This window comes from Synechococcus elongatus PCC 11801 (genome assembly GCF_003846445.2).
Lineage (GTDB): Bacteria > Cyanobacteriota > Cyanobacteriia > Synechococcales > Synechococcaceae > Synechococcus > Synechococcus elongatus_A.
In genome coordinates, this window is record NZ_CP030139.2 from 1,385,802 (window position 1) to 1,401,464 (window position 15,663).

13 protein-coding genes and 1 other RNA gene are annotated in these 15,663 nt (G+C 58.1%); 4 read left to right on the forward strand and 10 right to left on the reverse strand.

What is annotated here, in order from left to right; translation table 11 throughout:
- Position 1: 1 nt before the first annotated feature.
- From DOP62_RS06625 to DOP62_RS06635, 3 genes are all read right to left on the reverse strand, one after another.
- On the reverse strand, positions 2 to 1,024 hold the full coding sequence (locus DOP62_RS06625; protein WP_208676240.1) for a dihydroorotate dehydrogenase-like protein: 1,023 nt from the start codon (positions 1,022 to 1,024) through the stop codon (positions 2 to 4).
- Positions 1,024 to 4,620 (reverse strand): pyruvate:ferredoxin (flavodoxin) oxidoreductase, encoded by a 3,597-nt coding sequence (nifJ, locus tag DOP62_RS06630; RefSeq protein ID WP_208676238.1) that lies wholly within the window; start codon positions 4,618 to 4,620, stop codon positions 1,024 to 1,026. Before nifJ ends, DOP62_RS06625 begins: the two co-directional genes overlap by 1 nt.
- A gap of 122 nt (positions 4,621 to 4,742) precedes the next feature.
- On the reverse strand, positions 4,743 to 5,822 hold the full coding sequence (locus DOP62_RS06635; RefSeq protein ID WP_208676236.1) for a PIN/TRAM domain-containing protein: 1,080 nt from the start codon (positions 5,820 to 5,822) through the stop codon (positions 4,743 to 4,745).
- Between the two features lie 111 nt (positions 5,823 to 5,933).
- Here DOP62_RS06635 and hemW point away from each other — a divergent pair, with 111 nt between their 5' ends.
- Entirely contained in the window at positions 5,934 to 7,124 is a 1,191-nt protein-coding gene (gene hemW / locus DOP62_RS06640) for a radical SAM family heme chaperone HemW (protein ID WP_208676234.1), read from the forward strand.
- On the opposite strand, the gene panB is transcribed toward hemW, so the two are convergent.
- Positions 7,121 to 7,927, reverse strand: a complete 807-nt coding sequence (gene panB / locus DOP62_RS06645; protein WP_208676232.1) for a 3-methyl-2-oxobutanoate hydroxymethyltransferase — start codon at positions 7,925 to 7,927, stop codon at positions 7,121 to 7,123. The genes hemW and panB overlap by 4 nt on opposite strands.
- A 79-nt stretch (positions 7,928 to 8,006) precedes the next feature.
- Between panB and ffs the strand changes: the two genes are divergently transcribed.
- Positions 8,007 to 8,103, forward strand: an RNA gene (gene ffs, locus DOP62_RS06650) — signal recognition particle sRNA small type.
- A gap of 125 nt (positions 8,104 to 8,228) precedes the next feature.
- Positions 8,229 to 8,657 carry a phasin family protein gene (locus DOP62_RS06655; RefSeq protein ID WP_208676230.1) on the forward strand — a complete coding sequence of 143 codons (429 nt, stop codon included), beginning with the start codon at positions 8,229 to 8,231 and terminating at the stop codon, positions 8,655 to 8,657.
- Here DOP62_RS06655 and thiD read toward each other — a convergent pair.
- The 6 genes from thiD to miaB all read right to left on the reverse strand — a co-directional run bounded on the left by thiD (position 8,642) and on the right by miaB (position 14,548).
- Positions 8,642 to 9,433 carry a bifunctional hydroxymethylpyrimidine kinase/phosphomethylpyrimidine kinase gene (gene thiD, locus DOP62_RS06660; protein ID WP_208676229.1) on the reverse strand — a complete coding sequence of 264 codons (792 nt, stop codon included), beginning with the start codon at positions 9,431 to 9,433 and terminating at the stop codon, positions 8,642 to 8,644. The genes DOP62_RS06655 and thiD overlap by 16 nt on opposite strands.
- Positions 9,430 to 10,608: a cell division protein FtsZ gene (gene ftsZ, locus DOP62_RS06665; protein WP_208676227.1), complete on the reverse strand. Its 1,179-nt coding sequence runs from the start codon at positions 10,606 to 10,608 to the stop codon at positions 9,430 to 9,432. The genes thiD and ftsZ overlap by 4 nt, the downstream gene beginning before the upstream one ends.
- Positions 10,609 to 10,827: 219 nt before the next feature.
- Entirely contained in the window at positions 10,828 to 11,676 is an 849-nt protein-coding gene (locus DOP62_RS06670) for a cell division protein FtsQ/DivIB (protein WP_208676225.1), read from the reverse strand.
- Between the two features lie 24 nt (positions 11,677 to 11,700).
- The gene (locus DOP62_RS06675; RefSeq protein ID WP_208676223.1) at positions 11,701 to 12,111 is read right to left on the reverse strand and encodes a hypothetical protein; all 411 of its coding nucleotides are present in this window, start codon (positions 12,109 to 12,111) and stop codon (positions 11,701 to 11,703) included.
- A gap of 3 nt (positions 12,112 to 12,114) precedes the next feature.
- Positions 12,115 to 13,158: a D-alanine--D-alanine ligase family protein gene (locus DOP62_RS06680; protein ID WP_208676221.1), complete on the reverse strand. Its 1,044-nt coding sequence runs from the start codon at positions 13,156 to 13,158 to the stop codon at positions 12,115 to 12,117.
- Positions 13,159 to 13,189: 31 nt separating this feature from the next.
- Positions 13,190 to 14,548 (reverse strand): tRNA (N6-isopentenyl adenosine(37)-C2)-methylthiotransferase MiaB, encoded by a 1,359-nt coding sequence (gene miaB, locus DOP62_RS06685; protein ID WP_208676219.1) that lies wholly within the window; start codon positions 14,546 to 14,548, stop codon positions 13,190 to 13,192.
- Positions 14,549 to 14,627: 79 nt separating this feature from the next.
- Here miaB and DOP62_RS06690 point away from each other — a divergent pair, with 79 nt between their 5' ends.
- Positions 14,628 to 15,662, forward strand: a complete 1,035-nt coding sequence (locus DOP62_RS06690) for a dipeptide epimerase (RefSeq protein WP_208676217.1) — start codon at positions 14,628 to 14,630, stop codon at positions 15,660 to 15,662.
- The last annotated feature ends 1 nt before the right edge of the window (position 15,663 follow it).

The window sequence follows — 15,663 nt, forward strand, 5'->3', positions numbered from 1 at the left end:
CTCAACCCCCCACAAATACTTCGGGCACTGCCCACGTTCCACTTTGCAGCGATCGCAGGTATTGAACCCGTTCAAAACGATCGGGCGCCGGACAGGACTGCTGACTCATGCAGCCCTGCAGGAGCGCTAAGGATGGACAGTCATGCTCCGCCAGCCAAGTCTGTAGATCGGATTCGATCCGAGTTAGAACATCAGGGCCGTGGCGCAGAATTGCACCCACAATCTGAGTCGTGGCGGCTCCAGCCATCACCATGCGGATCACATCATCGGCACGCTGCACGCCACCAGTCGCAGCAAAATCCACCGCCACTTGGCCGTAGAGCAAGGCGATCCAATGCAGGGGCAGGCGTTGATCCTGCGGATTACTCAAAATCAGCCGCGGCACCACTTCTAGGCTTTCAATGTCGATATCCGGCTGATAGAAGCGGTTAAACAACACCAGCGCTTGGGCACCCGCTTGGGCAAACTGCCGCGCCATGTGTCCCGGACTGCTGAAAAAGGGACTGAGCTTGACCGCCAGTGGTAACTGTGTTGCAGACCGCACTTGCTCAACCACCCGTAGATACTGGGCTTCAACTTCCGCACCACTGCGATCGGGATCGACGGGCAAGGCATAGAGATTCAGCTCTAAGGCATCCGCGCCAGCATCTTCAATCCGGCGAGCGTAATCGACCCAGCCGCTATCGCTGGTGCCATTCAGACTGGCGATGATCGGGATTTGGACCTGCTGTTTCGCCTGCTCAATCTGCCGGAGATAGTGAACTGGCCCAACCGGAAACCACGCGGGTTCCGGCGCGTAGGTCAGCGACTCGGCGTAATGGTGGCTGCCAACCTCCAAATGCTGCCAAACGGCTTGATGTTCCGCTTCAACCTGCTCTTCAAACAGGGAATGCAGCACGATCGCGCTGGCCCCCGCTGCTTCCAAAGCCGGAAGTTGTTCTGTCCGCTCGCTCAAGGGGGCAGCCGCACCCACAACCAAGGGCGATCGCAATTTCAGCCCCAAGTAGTCCATGCTCAAGTCCATCACTGGGGCCCTCCTGCAGCAGGTGTTGATGACGGGGTGGGTTTGGCTAGTGCTTGGTAGAACTGCCAGCGTTGATCCACATCGGCTTGGGCTTGATCGAGCAGTTGTTGTGCCGCTTCTGGCTGACTGAGACGCAGCATTTGGAAGCGATTTTCGGCGTAGAGCGCTTGCGCTAGCGGTAGGTGTGGCGATCGCGAATCGAGTTGCAGCGGATTTTCACCGCGATCGCGGCGGCGCGGATCGTAGCGATAGAGCAGCCAACGACCCGAATCGACCGCGCGTTTCTGCGCCTCCAGTCCCTTGGTCATGTCGATGCCGTGGGCAATGCAATGGGCGTAGGCAATGATCAGCGACGGCCCCGGATAGGACTCCGCTTCGATGAAGGTGCGAATCGTATGCTCATCCCGCGCCCCCAGTGCCACGCTGGCGACATAGGCCGAGCCGTAGGTCATGGCAATCAGACCGAGATCCTTTTTGGCGCTGGGTTTGCCGCCCGCCGCAAATTTCGCAACGGCTGCTCGTGGCGTCGCTTTCGACATTTGGCCGCCAGTGTTGGAGTAGACCTCGGTATCGAGCACGAGGATGTTGACGTCGCGACCGCTGGCGACAACATGATCGAGTCCGCCAAAACCAATGTCGTAGGCCCAACCATCCCCACCGACTAGCCAGACACTCTTGCGAACTAATATGTCTGCCAGATCCAGCCAACGATTGAGGCGATCGCTCACGGATTCATCCACTTCATGGCTCAGCCAGTCTTGCACCTGCTGTTTGAGCTGCTGAATGCGATCGCGCTGCTCGAAAATGCCGGTCTCCTGCGACTGGTCGGCGTTGAGCGTTTGCTGCACCAGATCGGGTGTAAGGGGATTGCCCGCGATCGCCGCAAGGTTGCTTAACAACTGCTTCGCCATCGCTTCCTGCTGATCGAGCGCAACCCGAAAGCCCAAGCCAAACTCCGCGTTGTCTTCAAACAGCGAATTCGACCAAGCAGGGCCACGCCCTTCAGCGTTATGCGTCCAAGGCGTCGTCGGTAGATTGCCGCCGTAGATCGAGGAGCAACCCGTGGCATTGGCGACCAACATGCGATCGCCGAACAGCTGCGTCACCAGCTTCAGGTAGGGCGTTTCGCCACAACCGGCACAGGCTCCCGAGAACTCGAACAGGGGTTGTTGCAGCTGCTGCTGGCCGATTTTGTGCAGATTTAAGACACTGCGATCGACCTCGGGCAAGTTGAGGAAGAAGTCCCAGTTTTGCCGCTCTTGCGATCGCAACGGGGCTTGTGCGGCCATGTTCAGTGCTTTGCGTCGCGGTTGCTGGCGATCGCGGGCAGGACAAACCTCGACGCAGAGCTGGCAGCCGGTGCAATCTTCCGTCGAGACCTGAATCGTGAACTGGCGATCGCCCCAAACCGGATCGCGAGCGGGAACGTGCTTGAACGCCTCCGGTGCTGTCTCCAACGCTTCTGACCCGTAGACTTTGGCGCGAATGACGCTGTGGGGGCAGACGACTAAGCATTTACCGCATTGCACACAGAGATCGGGCTCCCAAACCGGCACCGTGTCGCTGATGTTGCGCTTTTCGTAGCAACTGGTGCCGCTGGGATAGGTGCCATCGACGGGCAGCGCACTGACTGGGATTTGATCGCCTTTGCGAGCCAGCATTGAACCCAGTACATCGCGGACAAAAGGTGGAGCTGATGCGATCGCCGGTGCTTCCGGCACACCCGCCGCAACGGGAACGCCAACCGGCAAAGGTTTGAGGGCGGCCAAGGTCGGCTCAATGATCGCCAAGTTGGCATCAACGACTGCCTGACCTTTCTTTCCGTAGGTTTTCTGGACCGCCAGCCGGTAGGCCGCGATCGCGGCTTCCTGGGGCAAGACGCCCGACAGCGCAAAGAAAGCAACCTGCATCACCGTGTTGATGTGGCGACCTAGCCCTTGCTCCGCTGCTAGTGCATCGGCGTTGATCACCCAAGGCTGGAGTTGCTTATCGAGAATGCCCTGCTGCACTTTTTCGGGCAGTTGCTGCCACGTCTCCTCAGGGCTGTAGGGGCTGTTGATCAGCAGCGTGGCCTTAGGCGCAGCGCTATCGATCAGGTCGAAGCTGTGCAGAAATTGCCACTGGTGGCAGGCGACAAAGTTGGCCTGACTGATCAGGTAGGGTGCGGCGATCGGGCGGGGGCCAAAGCGCAAGTGGGAAACCGTGACCGAACCTGATTTTTTCGAGTCGTAGACGAAGTAGCCCTGCGCCCAGTTATCGGTGTCTTCGCCGATGATTTTGATCGAGTTTTTGTTGGCACCAACCGTGCCATCCGAGCCAAGGCCGTAGAAGATCGCCCGCACCGTGTCGTCGGCTTCGATCGACCAATCGGCATCCCACGGCAGTGACAGATGCGTCAGGTCATCCTCAATCCCGATCGTGAAGGGATGCTGCAGGCGTGGTTGAGCAAGGTGATCAAAGATCGCTTTAACCATCGCTGGCATGAATTCCTTGGAGGAAAGGCCGTAGCGCCCGCCAATGATGCGCGGCGGTTGCTCCAGCCGCGACAGGGATTCGACCACATCCAGATAAAGCGGTTCGCCGCTGGCTCCAGGTTCCTTGCAGCGATCGAGAACCGCGATCGCTTTCACGGTCGCTGGTAGTGCTTGCCGCAGTTCCGCCGCAGGAAAAGGCCGATAGAGCCGCAGCTTCAGCACGCCAACTTTTTCGCCTTGGGCTTGCAATGCTAGTGCGGTTTGCTCAGCGACTTCCGCACCGGAGCCCATCACCACGATCGCTCGTTCTGCATCCGGTGCGCCGACATAATCCACCAGCTTGTAGGCGCGTCCCGTCAGTTGCGCGAATTCATCCATCGCCGTTTGGACAAGAGCCGGAGCAGCGTTGTAGTAGCGATTAACGGTCTCACGGGCTTGGAAGTAGACATCAGGATTCTGAGCCGTGCCGCGAATCACCGGATGGTCAGGACTGAGGGCGCGACGTCGATGCTCACGAATCGCCTCGGCAGGAATGTATTGCTGCAATGCTTCGTCCGGCAGCAGTGCAATCTTCTGGATTTCATGGGAGGTGCGGAAGCCGTCAAAGAAATGCAGGAAAGGAATCCGGCTTTGCAGACTGGCTCGCAGGGCGATCGCGGCAAAATCCTGTGCTTCTTGCACTGAAGCAGAGCAAAGGAGAGCGCATCCTGTTCCCCGCACGGCCATCACATCGCTGTGATCGCCAAAGATCGAGAGTCCCTGTGCTGCCAGCGATCGCGCCGCAATGTGCAACGCCATCGGCGTCAGTTCGCCCGCAATCTTGTAGAGATTGGGGATCATCAACAGCAATCCCTGCGAAGCCGTGAAAGTCGTCGTCAGCGATCCGACTTGCAGCGCCCCATGCACAGCTCCAGCAGCGCCCGCCTCACTTTGCATTTCGATAATGCTGGGCACATCGCCCCAGAGGTTCGGTCGATGTGCCGCGGCCCAAGCATCAGCCCACTCTCCCATGGGTGAAGCAGGCGTAATCGGATAGATGGCGATCACTTCGCTGAGGCGATAGGCTACCCGCGCAACCGCTTCATTGCCGTCCAAAGTGGCGTAGACAGGGGAGGAGGCCATTTTTCTCCGCAGAAAGCGGCATCTGCTCCTATCGTGGGCACCGCGATCGCTGAAGCCTGCAGATTGCGCCGTTTTCTTAGCTTTCGCTCACGCTCTGTTACGCAAGGGATGGGGTGGAAGACCTAGGCGGGCATTAGTGAAACAGGCTTGGCAAAAATCAGGCGTCCGGCGGAGGTTTGCAAGGCACCCGTCACCATCACCGCAATCTCGCTACCAATAAAGGGCCGTCCCTCTTCGACGACAACCATCGTGCCGTCTTCGAGATAGCCCACGCCTTGAGCGGCTTCTTTGCCTTCCTTGAGAATCCGCAGGTCGAAGCGATCGCCCGGCAAATAGGTGGGGCGTAGGGTTTTAGCCAGGTCGTTGATGTTGAGTACCGTTACCTCTTGGATGCTGGCGACCCGATTGAGGTTGTAGTCCACCGTGAGTAATGGTGCTTGCAGGTCCTGTGCGAGGCGAACAAGCTTGGCATCAACGGTGCTGATGTCGTCGTAGTCGGCGCTGTTAATCGAGATGCGGTTAGCGTAGGTCTCGCGCAGGCGGTTGAGCACATCCAAGCCGCGCCGGCCCCGCGATCGCTTCTGGTCATTACTGGCATCGGCGAGTTGCTGCAACTCCTGCAAAACAAACTGCGGTACAATCAGCCGCCCTTCCAAAAAGCCCGTTTCAATCAGGGCTTCAATCCGCCCATCAATGATGCAACTGGTGTCGATCACTTTGCTGATTGCCGGTTTGAGCGTTCCTTCCGCTAGCAGGGCAGACTCAACGGAGCCCGGATTAACCAGCCGCAGTAGCGTACGGCCATGGGTATCGGCCAAGGTAATCCCCGACATGCCAAAGGCAATGCTGCCAATCACTGCTGCTAGGGGCTTGAGGAAAACAAACTCGGTTGGAATCGGCAGCAGGAAGACGGGCGTCAGGATCAGGTTGGCAATTACCAGACCGAGAATCAGCCCGACAGCTCGACTGATCAGTTGATCCGTGGGCATCTGCCGCGCTTGCAGCTGCAGTCGTCGGACGGTTGCTTGCGCCAAGAGACCAAACAAGCCACCAAACAAAGCAGTGAATCCGGCGACCACAAAGCGCAGTCCTTCCAGATCCGTGACCTGTTGCAGAGCGCGCTCCGGCAGCAGATCAACTCCCAGGAAACCGGTTACCGCACCGGTGATCAAAAAAAGCAGAATAATCAAAGCGTCTAACATAGTCGCGAACCGAAGCGGCGCAAACTCTGTGGCTGCACGGGATCGCGCCAGCCGCGAGGCAGGGTGCCCCATTATATCCACCCATCAGTATGGGCTTGCTGGCAACAGCGCATGACCAATTTGCCGATCGCAGCTTACCTGCACATTCCTTTTTGCCGCCGTCGCTGCTTTTACTGTGACTTCCCGATCAGTGTCGTGGGCGATCGCCTGCGGGGGGATCAGTCGGGCATGATCCGCCAGTATGTCGACGCACTCTGCCAAGAAATTGCTGCGACCCCCGTTCTCGGGCCAGCACTGCAAACGATCTTTTTTGGTGGTGGAACGCCGTCTCTGCTGAGCCCCAACCAGCTCGATCGCATTCTGCAGGCGCTCGATCGCCGTTTTGGGATTGCGGCAACGGCTGAAATTTCGATCGAAATGGATCCCGCGAGCTTTGATCGATCGCAAGCGATCGCGACGCGTCAGCTGGGCTTTAACCGCGTCAGCATTGGTGCTCAGGCGTTTCAAGACGGTCTACTCGAATGCTGTGGCCGCACCCATAGGCGGGCTGATATCGATCGCGCGGTGGCGGATGTCCGAGCAGCCGGTTTCGAGAATCTCAGCTTGGATTTGATCTCGGGTCTACCCGGCCAGACCTTGGCTGATTGGCAGGCTTCTCTGGAGGCTGCGATCGCCTTGGACCCGACTCACCTTTCGGCCTACGACCTCGTGCTGGAACCTGAAACAGTCTTTGGCAAGCGCTACCAGCCCGGCGATCGCCCCTTGCCAGCGGATGAACAAGCGGCAGCGATGTATCAGCTGACCCACGCCACGTTGGAGGCGGCGGGCTTTGAGCATTACGAAATTTCCAATTACGCGCGATCGGGATTTCAGTGTCGCCACAACCGCGTCTATTGGCAGAATGATTCCTTCTACGGGTTCGGTGTCGGCGCGACCAGCGCCCTGCGAGGTCAGCGCTTTAGCCGCCCCCGTCGCCGAGCAGATTACTTTGCTTGGCTTGAGACACCAGGGGCGATCGCGGCAGCCTGTGCACCGATTCCCCCCGATCCTGCCGATGCCTTGGCAGAGACGCTGATGTTGGGTCTACGGCTTGCGGAAGGGCTGGCTTGGTCTTCGCTAGAGCAGCAGTTTGGTTCAGAGTTTCTGCGATCGCTGCAACCGGTCATTCAGCGCTACCAACAAGCGGGTTGGCTGCAGTGGCAGGGCGATCGCCTTAGCCTGACCCAGCCGGAGGGCATGCTCTTTTCCAATCAAGTGCTGGCTAGTTTATTCGAGCGTTTAGATGCGATCGCGACTGTTTAGGCCAGCGGCTCTTGCTCGGCTGGCTGAGACTGTAGAAACTGGCGATCGCGGACTTCACGGGCATAGCGCTGGACAGCAGACCCGATCGCTTGGCGCAAGTTGAGGTAGGCCGGAGCAAAGGGCGGCTGGGTGGGCGTGAGGCCTAGCAAATCAGCCGTCACCAAAATTTGCCCATCACAGTCGGGGCCGGCTCCAATCCCGATCGTTGGAATAGAGAGTTTCGCCGTGATCGTGGCCGCTAGAGGGTCAGGAATATGCTCCAAGACGATCGCGAAAGCCCCAGCAGCCTCCAGCGCGAGAGATTGTTCCAAAATCTGCTGTTGTGCTTCGGGTGTTTGGCCCTGCTGGCGGTAGCCGAGCTGCCGTACGGATTGCGGGGTTAGGCCCACATGCCCCATCACCGGAATACCGACCTCGACCAGCCGTTGCACCGTTTCTAGGAGGCGCGGATAGCCCCCCTCTAGTTTGACGGCTTGGGCTTCCGTCACCTTCAGCAGCTGACCCGCTGCCAGAATTGCATCCTCTGGGCTGGTTTGGTAGGACAGAAAGGGTAAATCACTGACGATCAACGCATTGCGGCAACCGCGTTGCACTGCTTGCACATGGTGGATCATGTCCTCCAAGCTCAGGGGCAGCGTAGTGGGATGCCCAAGGGCGACCATCGCTAACGAGTCACCCACCAAGACCAGATCAATGCCGGCCTCGTCCAAAATGCTGGCGATCGCAAAATCCCAAGCAGTCAACGCCACGATCGGGCGACCCTGTTGCTTCCACTGACGCAGGTGACGAGGCGTGATCGGCATGGTCGCAACTGAGACGCGCTTCCCCACGCTATCAGACCGGCGCGATCGCTCGATAGGGGAGCAATGCTATGCTGAGATTGACTCGGACCTATGTGGTCAGAACGCCCAAATCCTGTCAGGACCGGAAGGTAGCAGCAGTAAGGGATGCTTTTGACAGGCGTAGACTCCGGGTCACTTTTTTTGCATGAGTCTTTGCGATCGCAGCGAATGTGGCCAGAGTCACTTCCCAGAGCGGCCCTATCGACTTCAACGCCCTGAATGGCAAGGCTATGCTGAAGCAAGACGCCCCAGAGCTGCTGGCATGAGCACTGTTACTGATCTTCTCCAAAAAGCGGTCTACCTCGGCATTGGTTTGGCTTCCTATGTGCCTGAGCTTGCCAAGAGTGAAAATCTCGCTGACCTGAGCGATCGCGTTCAAAAACTGGTGGATGACTTAGTTGCCCGTGGTGAAATGACCACGGAAGAAGCTAAGCAGGCAGTAGAAGAATTAGTTCGTCAGGCTCAAGGTTCTGTCGGGGGGCCTGCGGGTTCTCCCCCACCCATTCCTCAGCCAATTCAAATCACTGTTGAAGAAGTTGAGCCAGAGGCGAATACGAGCGCAGCATCAACTCCTGCCGACAGTGCGCCGCCGAGCAATTCGACTTCTGCCGCGGATGATCTTGAAAGTCTGCGCCAGCAAGTGAGTCAACTGCGGGAAGAGTTGAATCGTCTCAATCAAAACAAAGAGTAGAAGTGCCCAAGTGGACCTTGGCCGTGGCCGATCGCGAGGCTGTGGCGGAGTGCTTCGGTGACGTAGGTTTTGGCTGTTTGCGTCGCTGCCAGCGGATCAAGCCCTAGCGCAGCGTTGGCTGCAATCGCGGCAGCTAGGGTGCAACCACTGCCGTGGGTGTGGGGTGTCGCGATCGCTTCTGTCTTCAAGACTTGGGATTGCTGTCCATCCCACCACCAATCAACACCGTGCCAGTCACCGGTCGCGGCGCCGCCTTTGATCAGCACCGCCTGCGGCCCGCAATCCTGAATAATCTGCGCTGCTCGATCCAAATCAGTAGCGTCTTGAATTTCCATCCCTGCCAACAGTTGGGCTTCGTAGCGATTGGGGGTCAAGACGGTTGCCAGCGGTAAGAGGCGATCGCGCAGGACAGCGATCGCAGCCTGATCAATCAGCACAGCTCCAGTGCGCGACACCATCACTGGATCGATAATTCGAGGAATTGTGAGCGGAGCGATCGCTTGAGCGACCACTTCCATAATCTCGGCATTGAGCAACATGCCGGTTTTCAAAGCTTGAGGCGGTAAATCAGCAAGCACTGCTTTGAGCTGTGCAGTGACCCCTTCTGGGGCGATCGCATCCACGCGCGTCACGCCCAGCGTATTCTGCGCAGTTACACAGGTAATGGCACAAGTCCCGTGGACTCTGTGAAAGGCAAAAGTCCGCAGATCTGCTTGAATACCTGCCCCGCCGCCACTATCTGAGCCCGCAATGGTCAGCGCGATCGGAGGAATCACTGGGGCCGGTTTTGAATTTTCCGCTGCAAGAAGGCCGGTATGTCGAGGCCACCACTCACCGGTGGGTTGACTGAGCTGGGAGCAGCAGGCGAGGGGCTAGAAGATTGAGCGGTGATGGTCGAAGTGGTGTTGAGGTTGGGGCGATCGGTGCTGAAGCCCGTGGCAATGACGGTGATCCGCAGCTCTCCTTCGAGGCGATCGTCGATCACCGCACCAAAGATGATGTTTGCCTCCGGATCAACCACTTCGTAAATGGCATCAGCCGCCGCGTTGACCTCATGCAAGGTCATGTCCCGGCCACCCGTGATGTTGAAGACAACACCCCGTGCCCCTTCGATCGAGGACTCGAGCAGCGGTGAGCTAATCGCAGCGTGCGCGGCTTCCCGTGCACGTGACTTACCCGAACCACTGCCGATGCCCATCAGGGCTGAACCGGCATCGGCCATCACCGCGCGGACGTCGGCAAAATCAACGTTGACCAAGCCCGGAATTGTAATGATGTCAGAAATCCCTTGGACACCCTGCCGGAGAATGTCGTCGGCAACGCGGAAAGCTTCTTGAATCGGCGTTTGCTCCGAGATGGCATGGAGCAGGCGATCATTGGGAATGGTGATCAAGGTATCAACGGAGTTCTGGAGCGCAGCCGTGCCTTCCTCCGCTTGCTTCATGCGGCGACGCCCTTCAAACGTAAAGGGCTTGGTGACAATACCGACTGTCAGCGCCCCCACTTCTTTAGCGACCTCAGCGACAATTGGTGCCGCACCGGTACCAGTGCCGCCGCCCATGCCTGCAGTAATAAAGACCAGATCAGCACCTTCAAGAGCAGCGATCAGGTCTTCCCGCGACTCTTCGGCTGCCTTCATGCCGATCGCAGGATTCCCCCCGGCCCCTAGCCCTCGCGTAAGCTTCTGTCCCAACTGCATGCGCTTGGGGGCTGCGGAATGGAGCAGGGCTTGAGCATCGGTGTTGAGGGCCCAAAATTCAACCCCGCTGACATCGCTGCTGATCATGCGGTTGACCCCATTACTGCCACCGCCACCAACACCAATCACTTTGATGCGAGCAACGCTGCTGGGGATAATCAATTCTTCTGGCTGCCCTAGCGCGTCAAACCCCGACAGAGATCCATCACGGTTGAAGCCATAGGAGTTGTTGATCGGCATAGGGTCGGTCATGGGAGTGAGGAGTAGCGGCCAACCGATAACTTGAACAAGCTAGGTTGAACGTTAGTTTAGGGCAGCGAACTAAAAACAAGAGAATTATTGACGCACTCCGTCGGGAAAGGCAACCGTAACCAGTGGTTGTCAATCACAAAATACTCCGCACGCCCCCCTGAGCAATACGCGCAAGGCTTAGTCAAAAATGCTGATTGTGACACTAAAAACTACGTTGCTCTACTGTGCAACAGTTTGAGGCGATCGCCGTGGTGGAGTAGGTTTCATCTGCACCCGAGGGGTTGCGGGTTGTCGCAGGTCGATATAGGCGATCGCATCCAGATTCGTTTTCTCTGGCAGCTGCCGTAGGCGATCGAGGGTGGCAATTTGCTGGGGTAACAGCGCGGGGTCATAGGGACCGCAATAAACCAGACCGAGCTCTGTTTCCAAAATCAGATTGGTGGGGTCGCGCCAGTCCAATCCTCGAATCTGGACGGGACTACTGCTCAAAAGGGTATAGAGCGCTGGCCACAGGCGTTGATAGGGCTCGCGGTAGCCGCGTACCTTCAGCGTCGTCTGAGGCAAGTTGGCGCCGAGTCGCTCATAGGCGGAGAGGGGATGCCAAACGCCTTGTCGATCGAGAATGCCCCAGCGTTCCTGCGGAGGTTGATTCGGTTCCACTACGACCCGCGAGGCTTGAGCCGTTGCCATAATTTCTTGGACCGTGATTAGCAGACTGGCTGGCAGGAGACGGCGCTGGATCTGTACCTGTTGGAGGGGGGCTGCTTCGAGGAGTCGCTGCTCTAAGCGCTGCGGTTGGAGCTGGAGCAGATTGAGGGGAAATTTTAGGTCTAGCGTGGCAAAGAGGCGATCGCGGTTGAGGGTTTGCTGGCCTTGGATTTGAATGCGCTGCGGGTCTTGGATGATCCACAGCGGACGAGCAAGGACCCAAACTAAACCAGCTGCGATTGCACTCACACCGAGGAAGCGCCAAAACCGCTGCAGTCGCTGTCGCCGCCGTTCCCAGCGCTTCTGGCGACGGCGGGCGGCTAACGAGGCCGTAGAGGTAACTTCGGACTGGTCAGCCATCACCACACTACGGACAGAGGACGGTTAGGCACTGAGGCCAAGGCGTCGATTGAGGAACTGACGCCACTGGAGAGCGAGACTCGCTTCGGTAAACGGAATCAGCACTTGGCGATCGCGCAGTTCCAGCAAGAGATCTGCGGAACCACTGACCGATGCTTCAGGATCAGACAGGACTTGATTTTGCTGTTGCACTTGAATCCGTTGCAACGATCCCAAGTCGATCGTTTCCAGAAAGACAGGTCCTTGGCGACTGGGTTTGCCCCAGACCAAATCGGAGCCACGGACTCCCAGAACAGCACGCACATCATACTTGGCGGTTTCAAAGTCAGCAGCCCAGACTTTGTAGGATTCCAGCTTCTGATACTCATTCCAGCCCGCCCAAGCGAGCCCGATGAACAGCACCAGCAGCGGCAACCAGAGCAGTCCATGCAGCATGGCCTAGCGCTCCACCGCAAGTTCCAGCAGCCGATGCACCAGCTCGGGGAAGGCAACGCCACTGGCTGCCCAGAGTTGTGGGTACATACTCAAGGCCGTGAAACCGGGCAGAGTGTTGATCTCGTTCAGGAAAATCTGGCCTTGGCTATCCAAGAAAAAGTCCAGACGACTGAGGCCCGAAGCATCTACCGCTTGGAAGGCTGCGATCGCGAGTTCTTGAAGTTTTTGCTGCAAGTCCGCCGAGAGTTGAGCGGGGATCAACAGTTGGGCTTTGCCGTCGGTGTACTTGGTTTCGTAGTCGTAGAAGTCGCTGTCGTAGGTGATTTCGCCCAGAATCGAGGCTTGAGGATAGTCGTTGCCCAGCACGGCGCATTCGACCTCGCGGGGATTGGCGATCGCGGCTTCAACAATTAGGCGGCGATCAAGCGCAGCCGCTTGGTCAAGGGCAGCTTCTAGTTCAGCGCGATCGCGGACTTTAGCGATCCCCACTGACGACCCTAGATTGGCGGGCTTCACGAAACAGGGATAGCCCAACTCCGTTTCAATCTGATCCAGCAAACTGGTATAGCGGCAGGGATCTGAAAAAACTTGGCTGCGATTGACGGCAACGTAGGCCACTTGCGGCAGACCCGCTTGAGCAAAAGCCTGTTTCATGGCGATTTTGTCCATGCCCAAGGCTGATCCCAGCACACCGGAACCAACAAAGGGACGCTGCATCAGCGTCAGTAAACCCTGAATCGTGCCGTCTTCGCCGTTGGGGCCGTGCAGGATCGGGAACCAGACTTCGATTTCGCGACAGTTCGCCGGGAATTGCCAGCGATCGCGGGGTGCTTCGACCACTAGCGGTTGCTGACTGGCAAGGACTTGGGCTGCGGTTGCGCCGCTGTGCCAGCCACCTTCCTTATCGATGTAGAAGGGCAGGACTTGGTAGCGATCGCGATTGGTTGGATCAGCCAAAGCAGAGGCGATCGCCGCTGCCGAGCGGATCGACACCTCATGTTCGCCCGATCGCCCGCCAAACAGTAACCCAACCTTTTTTGCTGCCACGCTGGGCGTCCTCCCTGATCGCAGCGTTACTTTAACACCCAGCCGCCACGGGGCTGAGGATCTGTCCCGTCAGGCTGAAGGCACGCGTTTCTGTGATCCGTACTGGCACCAGTTGCCCTTCTAGTTGGGCGATCGTGCCATCGCAGAAGACGAGGCGATTGGTGCGCGTCCGACCCATCACCTGCTGAGGATTGCGCGGATTGGTCGCTTCGATCAGCACTTCTTCAGTGCGACCCAAATAGCGCTGCGAGCGATCGGCAGCCATTTGCGCCACCAAGTGATTGAGCCGCTGCAGGCGATCTTGCTTGACCTCTTCCGACAGTTGATCCGGTGCGTTGGCGGCTGGCGTGCCCGGACGGGGTGAATAGGCAGCGGTGTTGACCAGATCAAATCCGACCTGTTCAACCAGTTTCAGTGTGTTCTCAAATTGTTCTTCGGTTTCACCTGGGAAAGCCACGATCGCATCCGCACTAATTGCGGCATCGGGGATGATCTCGCGGATCTGTTCAACAATTCGCAGATAGCGCTCGACGGTATAACCGCGCGCCATCGCTTTCAGGACATCGTTGTCACCGGACTGGAAGGGAATGTGGAAGTATTCGCAGACCTTGGGCAACTCGGCACAGGCGCGGATCAGTCGCTCAGTGAAATAGCGGGGGTGACTAGTAGCAAAGCGGATTCGCTCAATCCCCGGCACATCGTGGACGTAGTAGAGCAAGTCCGTCAGAGTGTGCAGGTGGCGACCTTCAGGGGTGCTACCCGGCAGATCGCGACCGTAGGCATCGATGTTTTGTCCCAGCAGCGTAATTTCACGGTAGCCCTGGGCTGCCAACTGTTCGATCTCAGCCCGGATCGCCGCCGGTTCCCGCGATTGCTCGCGACCGCGAACATTGGGAACCACGCAGTAGGTGCAGCGCTCGTTGCAGCCGTAAATGACATTGACCCAAGCGGTGATAGTGCTATCGCGGCGAGGTTGGGTGATGTCTTCGGCGATTTCGACTTCTTCAGTCGCAACCACTTGACTGCCTGCTTCCACCTGGGTCAGCAAATCGGCGAGGCGATTGGCATGTTGCGGCCCCATCACCAAGTCCAGCTCTGGCACCCGCCGCAGTAGCGATTCGCCTTCTTGCTGCGCCACACAGCCCGCCACAATCAACGTCAGATCCGGTTGCTGGCGTTTGCGTTCGGCCTGTCGACCCAAGTAGGAGTAGACCTTTTGCTCGGCATTGTCGCGAATCGTGCAGGTGTTGTAGAGCACCAGATCCGCGTCGTTGGCTTCCTCGCTCCAGACATAGCCCAAATCCTCGAGGATGCCAGCCATCCGCTCCGAGTCGGCCTTGTTCATTTGGCAGCCGAAGGTGGTGATGTGGTAGCGCCGAGGCGTGGACATGACGATGGCAGGGACAGCCGCAGGAAACAAACCTTTATTCTAAAGGTCACTTTTCGACCCCGCGCAGTCGGGCGATCGCGTGCAACTCTCGTTTGAACCGTTCACTGTTAACAAACGCTTTGCCCTGCGAATCAGTCGCGGCAGTACCCAAGCGACCACGAATCTCTGGGTGCGCCTGCAGCAGGACGGCGTTGAAGGTTGGGGAGAAGCCTCACCGTTTTCAACCGGTCAGCAGCCACAGACGACAGAATTACTCAGTGAAGCGTTGACTGCGATCGCTCCGGCTCTGGGTGATCTCGACCCCTGGAATCAACAGCAGTTTGAAGATCTGACGCAATCGCTCCCTTCTGCCGCTAGAGCTGCTCTCGATTTAGCGGTGTGGGATTGGCGCGGGAAGGCGTTGGGACAGCCGCTCTGGAAACTGTGGGGACTCGATCGCAATCGCTGTCCGGTCACCTCCGTCACGATCGGTATTAGCTCACCCGAAGCAGGACAGGACCGTCTTGCCGCTTGGCGCGAGTTGTTCGAGCCAGCCCTGATTAAAGTCAAGCTCGGTAGTCCCGAAGGTGTTGAGGCCGATCGCGCCCTACTGAATGCCCTGAAAGAAGTTGCTCCGACAACGCCCTTCAGCGTTGATGCCAATGGCGGCTGGGATGTCGCCACCACGCGATCGCTGGCGGATTGGTTAGTCGAGTCCGGCGTCATTTATCTAGAGCAGCCGCTCGCTAAAGGGCAGGAAGCGGATTTGCTACGACTCCGCGATTTGCCGTTGCCGGTCTTCGTCGATGAAAGCGCTTGGACCAGTCAGGATGTGGCGGCTTTGAGTGATCGCGTCGATGGGATCAATCTCAAATTGCTGAAAACCGGCGGCCTCACAGAAGCCTTGCGAGCGATTCACACAGCCCGGGCTCACGGCTTGCAGTTGATGCTGGGCTGCTATTCCGACAGCAGCTTGCTCAACAGTGCGGCAGCTCAGTTGGGACCCCTAGTCGATTATCTCGACCTCGACAGTCACCTGAATTTACTGGACGATCCTTTCAGGGGTGCCACGATCGAGGCGGGGCGTTTAGTACCGAGCGATCGCCCCGGTCTTGGTGTCCTTCGGCAAGAGTAAC

Coding starts and splice junctions, on each gene's coding strand:
- DOP62_RS06625 (WP_208676240.1), bottom strand. CDS start 1,024: ATGGACTTGAGCATGGACTACTTGGGGCTGAAATTGCGATCGCCCTTG.
- nifJ (WP_208676238.1), bottom strand. CDS start 4,620: ATGGCCTCCTCCCCTGTCTACGCCACTTTGGACGGCAATGAAGCGGTT.
- DOP62_RS06635 (WP_208676236.1), bottom strand. CDS start 5,822: ATGTTAGACGCTTTGATTATTCTGCTTTTTTTGATCACCGGTGCGGTA.
- hemW (WP_208676234.1), top strand. CDS start 5,934: ATGACCAATTTGCCGATCGCAGCTTACCTGCACATTCCTTTTTGCCGC.
- panB (WP_208676232.1), bottom strand. CDS start 7,927: ATGCCGATCACGCCTCGTCACCTGCGTCAGTGGAAGCAACAGGGTCGC.
- DOP62_RS06655 (WP_208676230.1), top strand. CDS start 8,229: ATGAGCACTGTTACTGATCTTCTCCAAAAAGCGGTCTACCTCGGCATT.
- ftsZ (WP_208676227.1), bottom strand. CDS start 10,608: ATGACCGACCCTATGCCGATCAACAACTCCTATGGCTTCAACCGTGAT.
- DOP62_RS06670 (WP_208676225.1), bottom strand. CDS start 11,676: ATGGCTGACCAGTCCGAAGTTACCTCTACGGCCTCGTTAGCCGCCCGC.
- DOP62_RS06675 (WP_208676223.1), bottom strand. CDS start 12,111: ATGCTGCATGGACTGCTCTGGTTGCCGCTGCTGGTGCTGTTCATCGGG.
- miaB (WP_208676219.1), bottom strand. CDS start 14,548: ATGTCCACGCCTCGGCGCTACCACATCACCACCTTCGGCTGCCAAATG.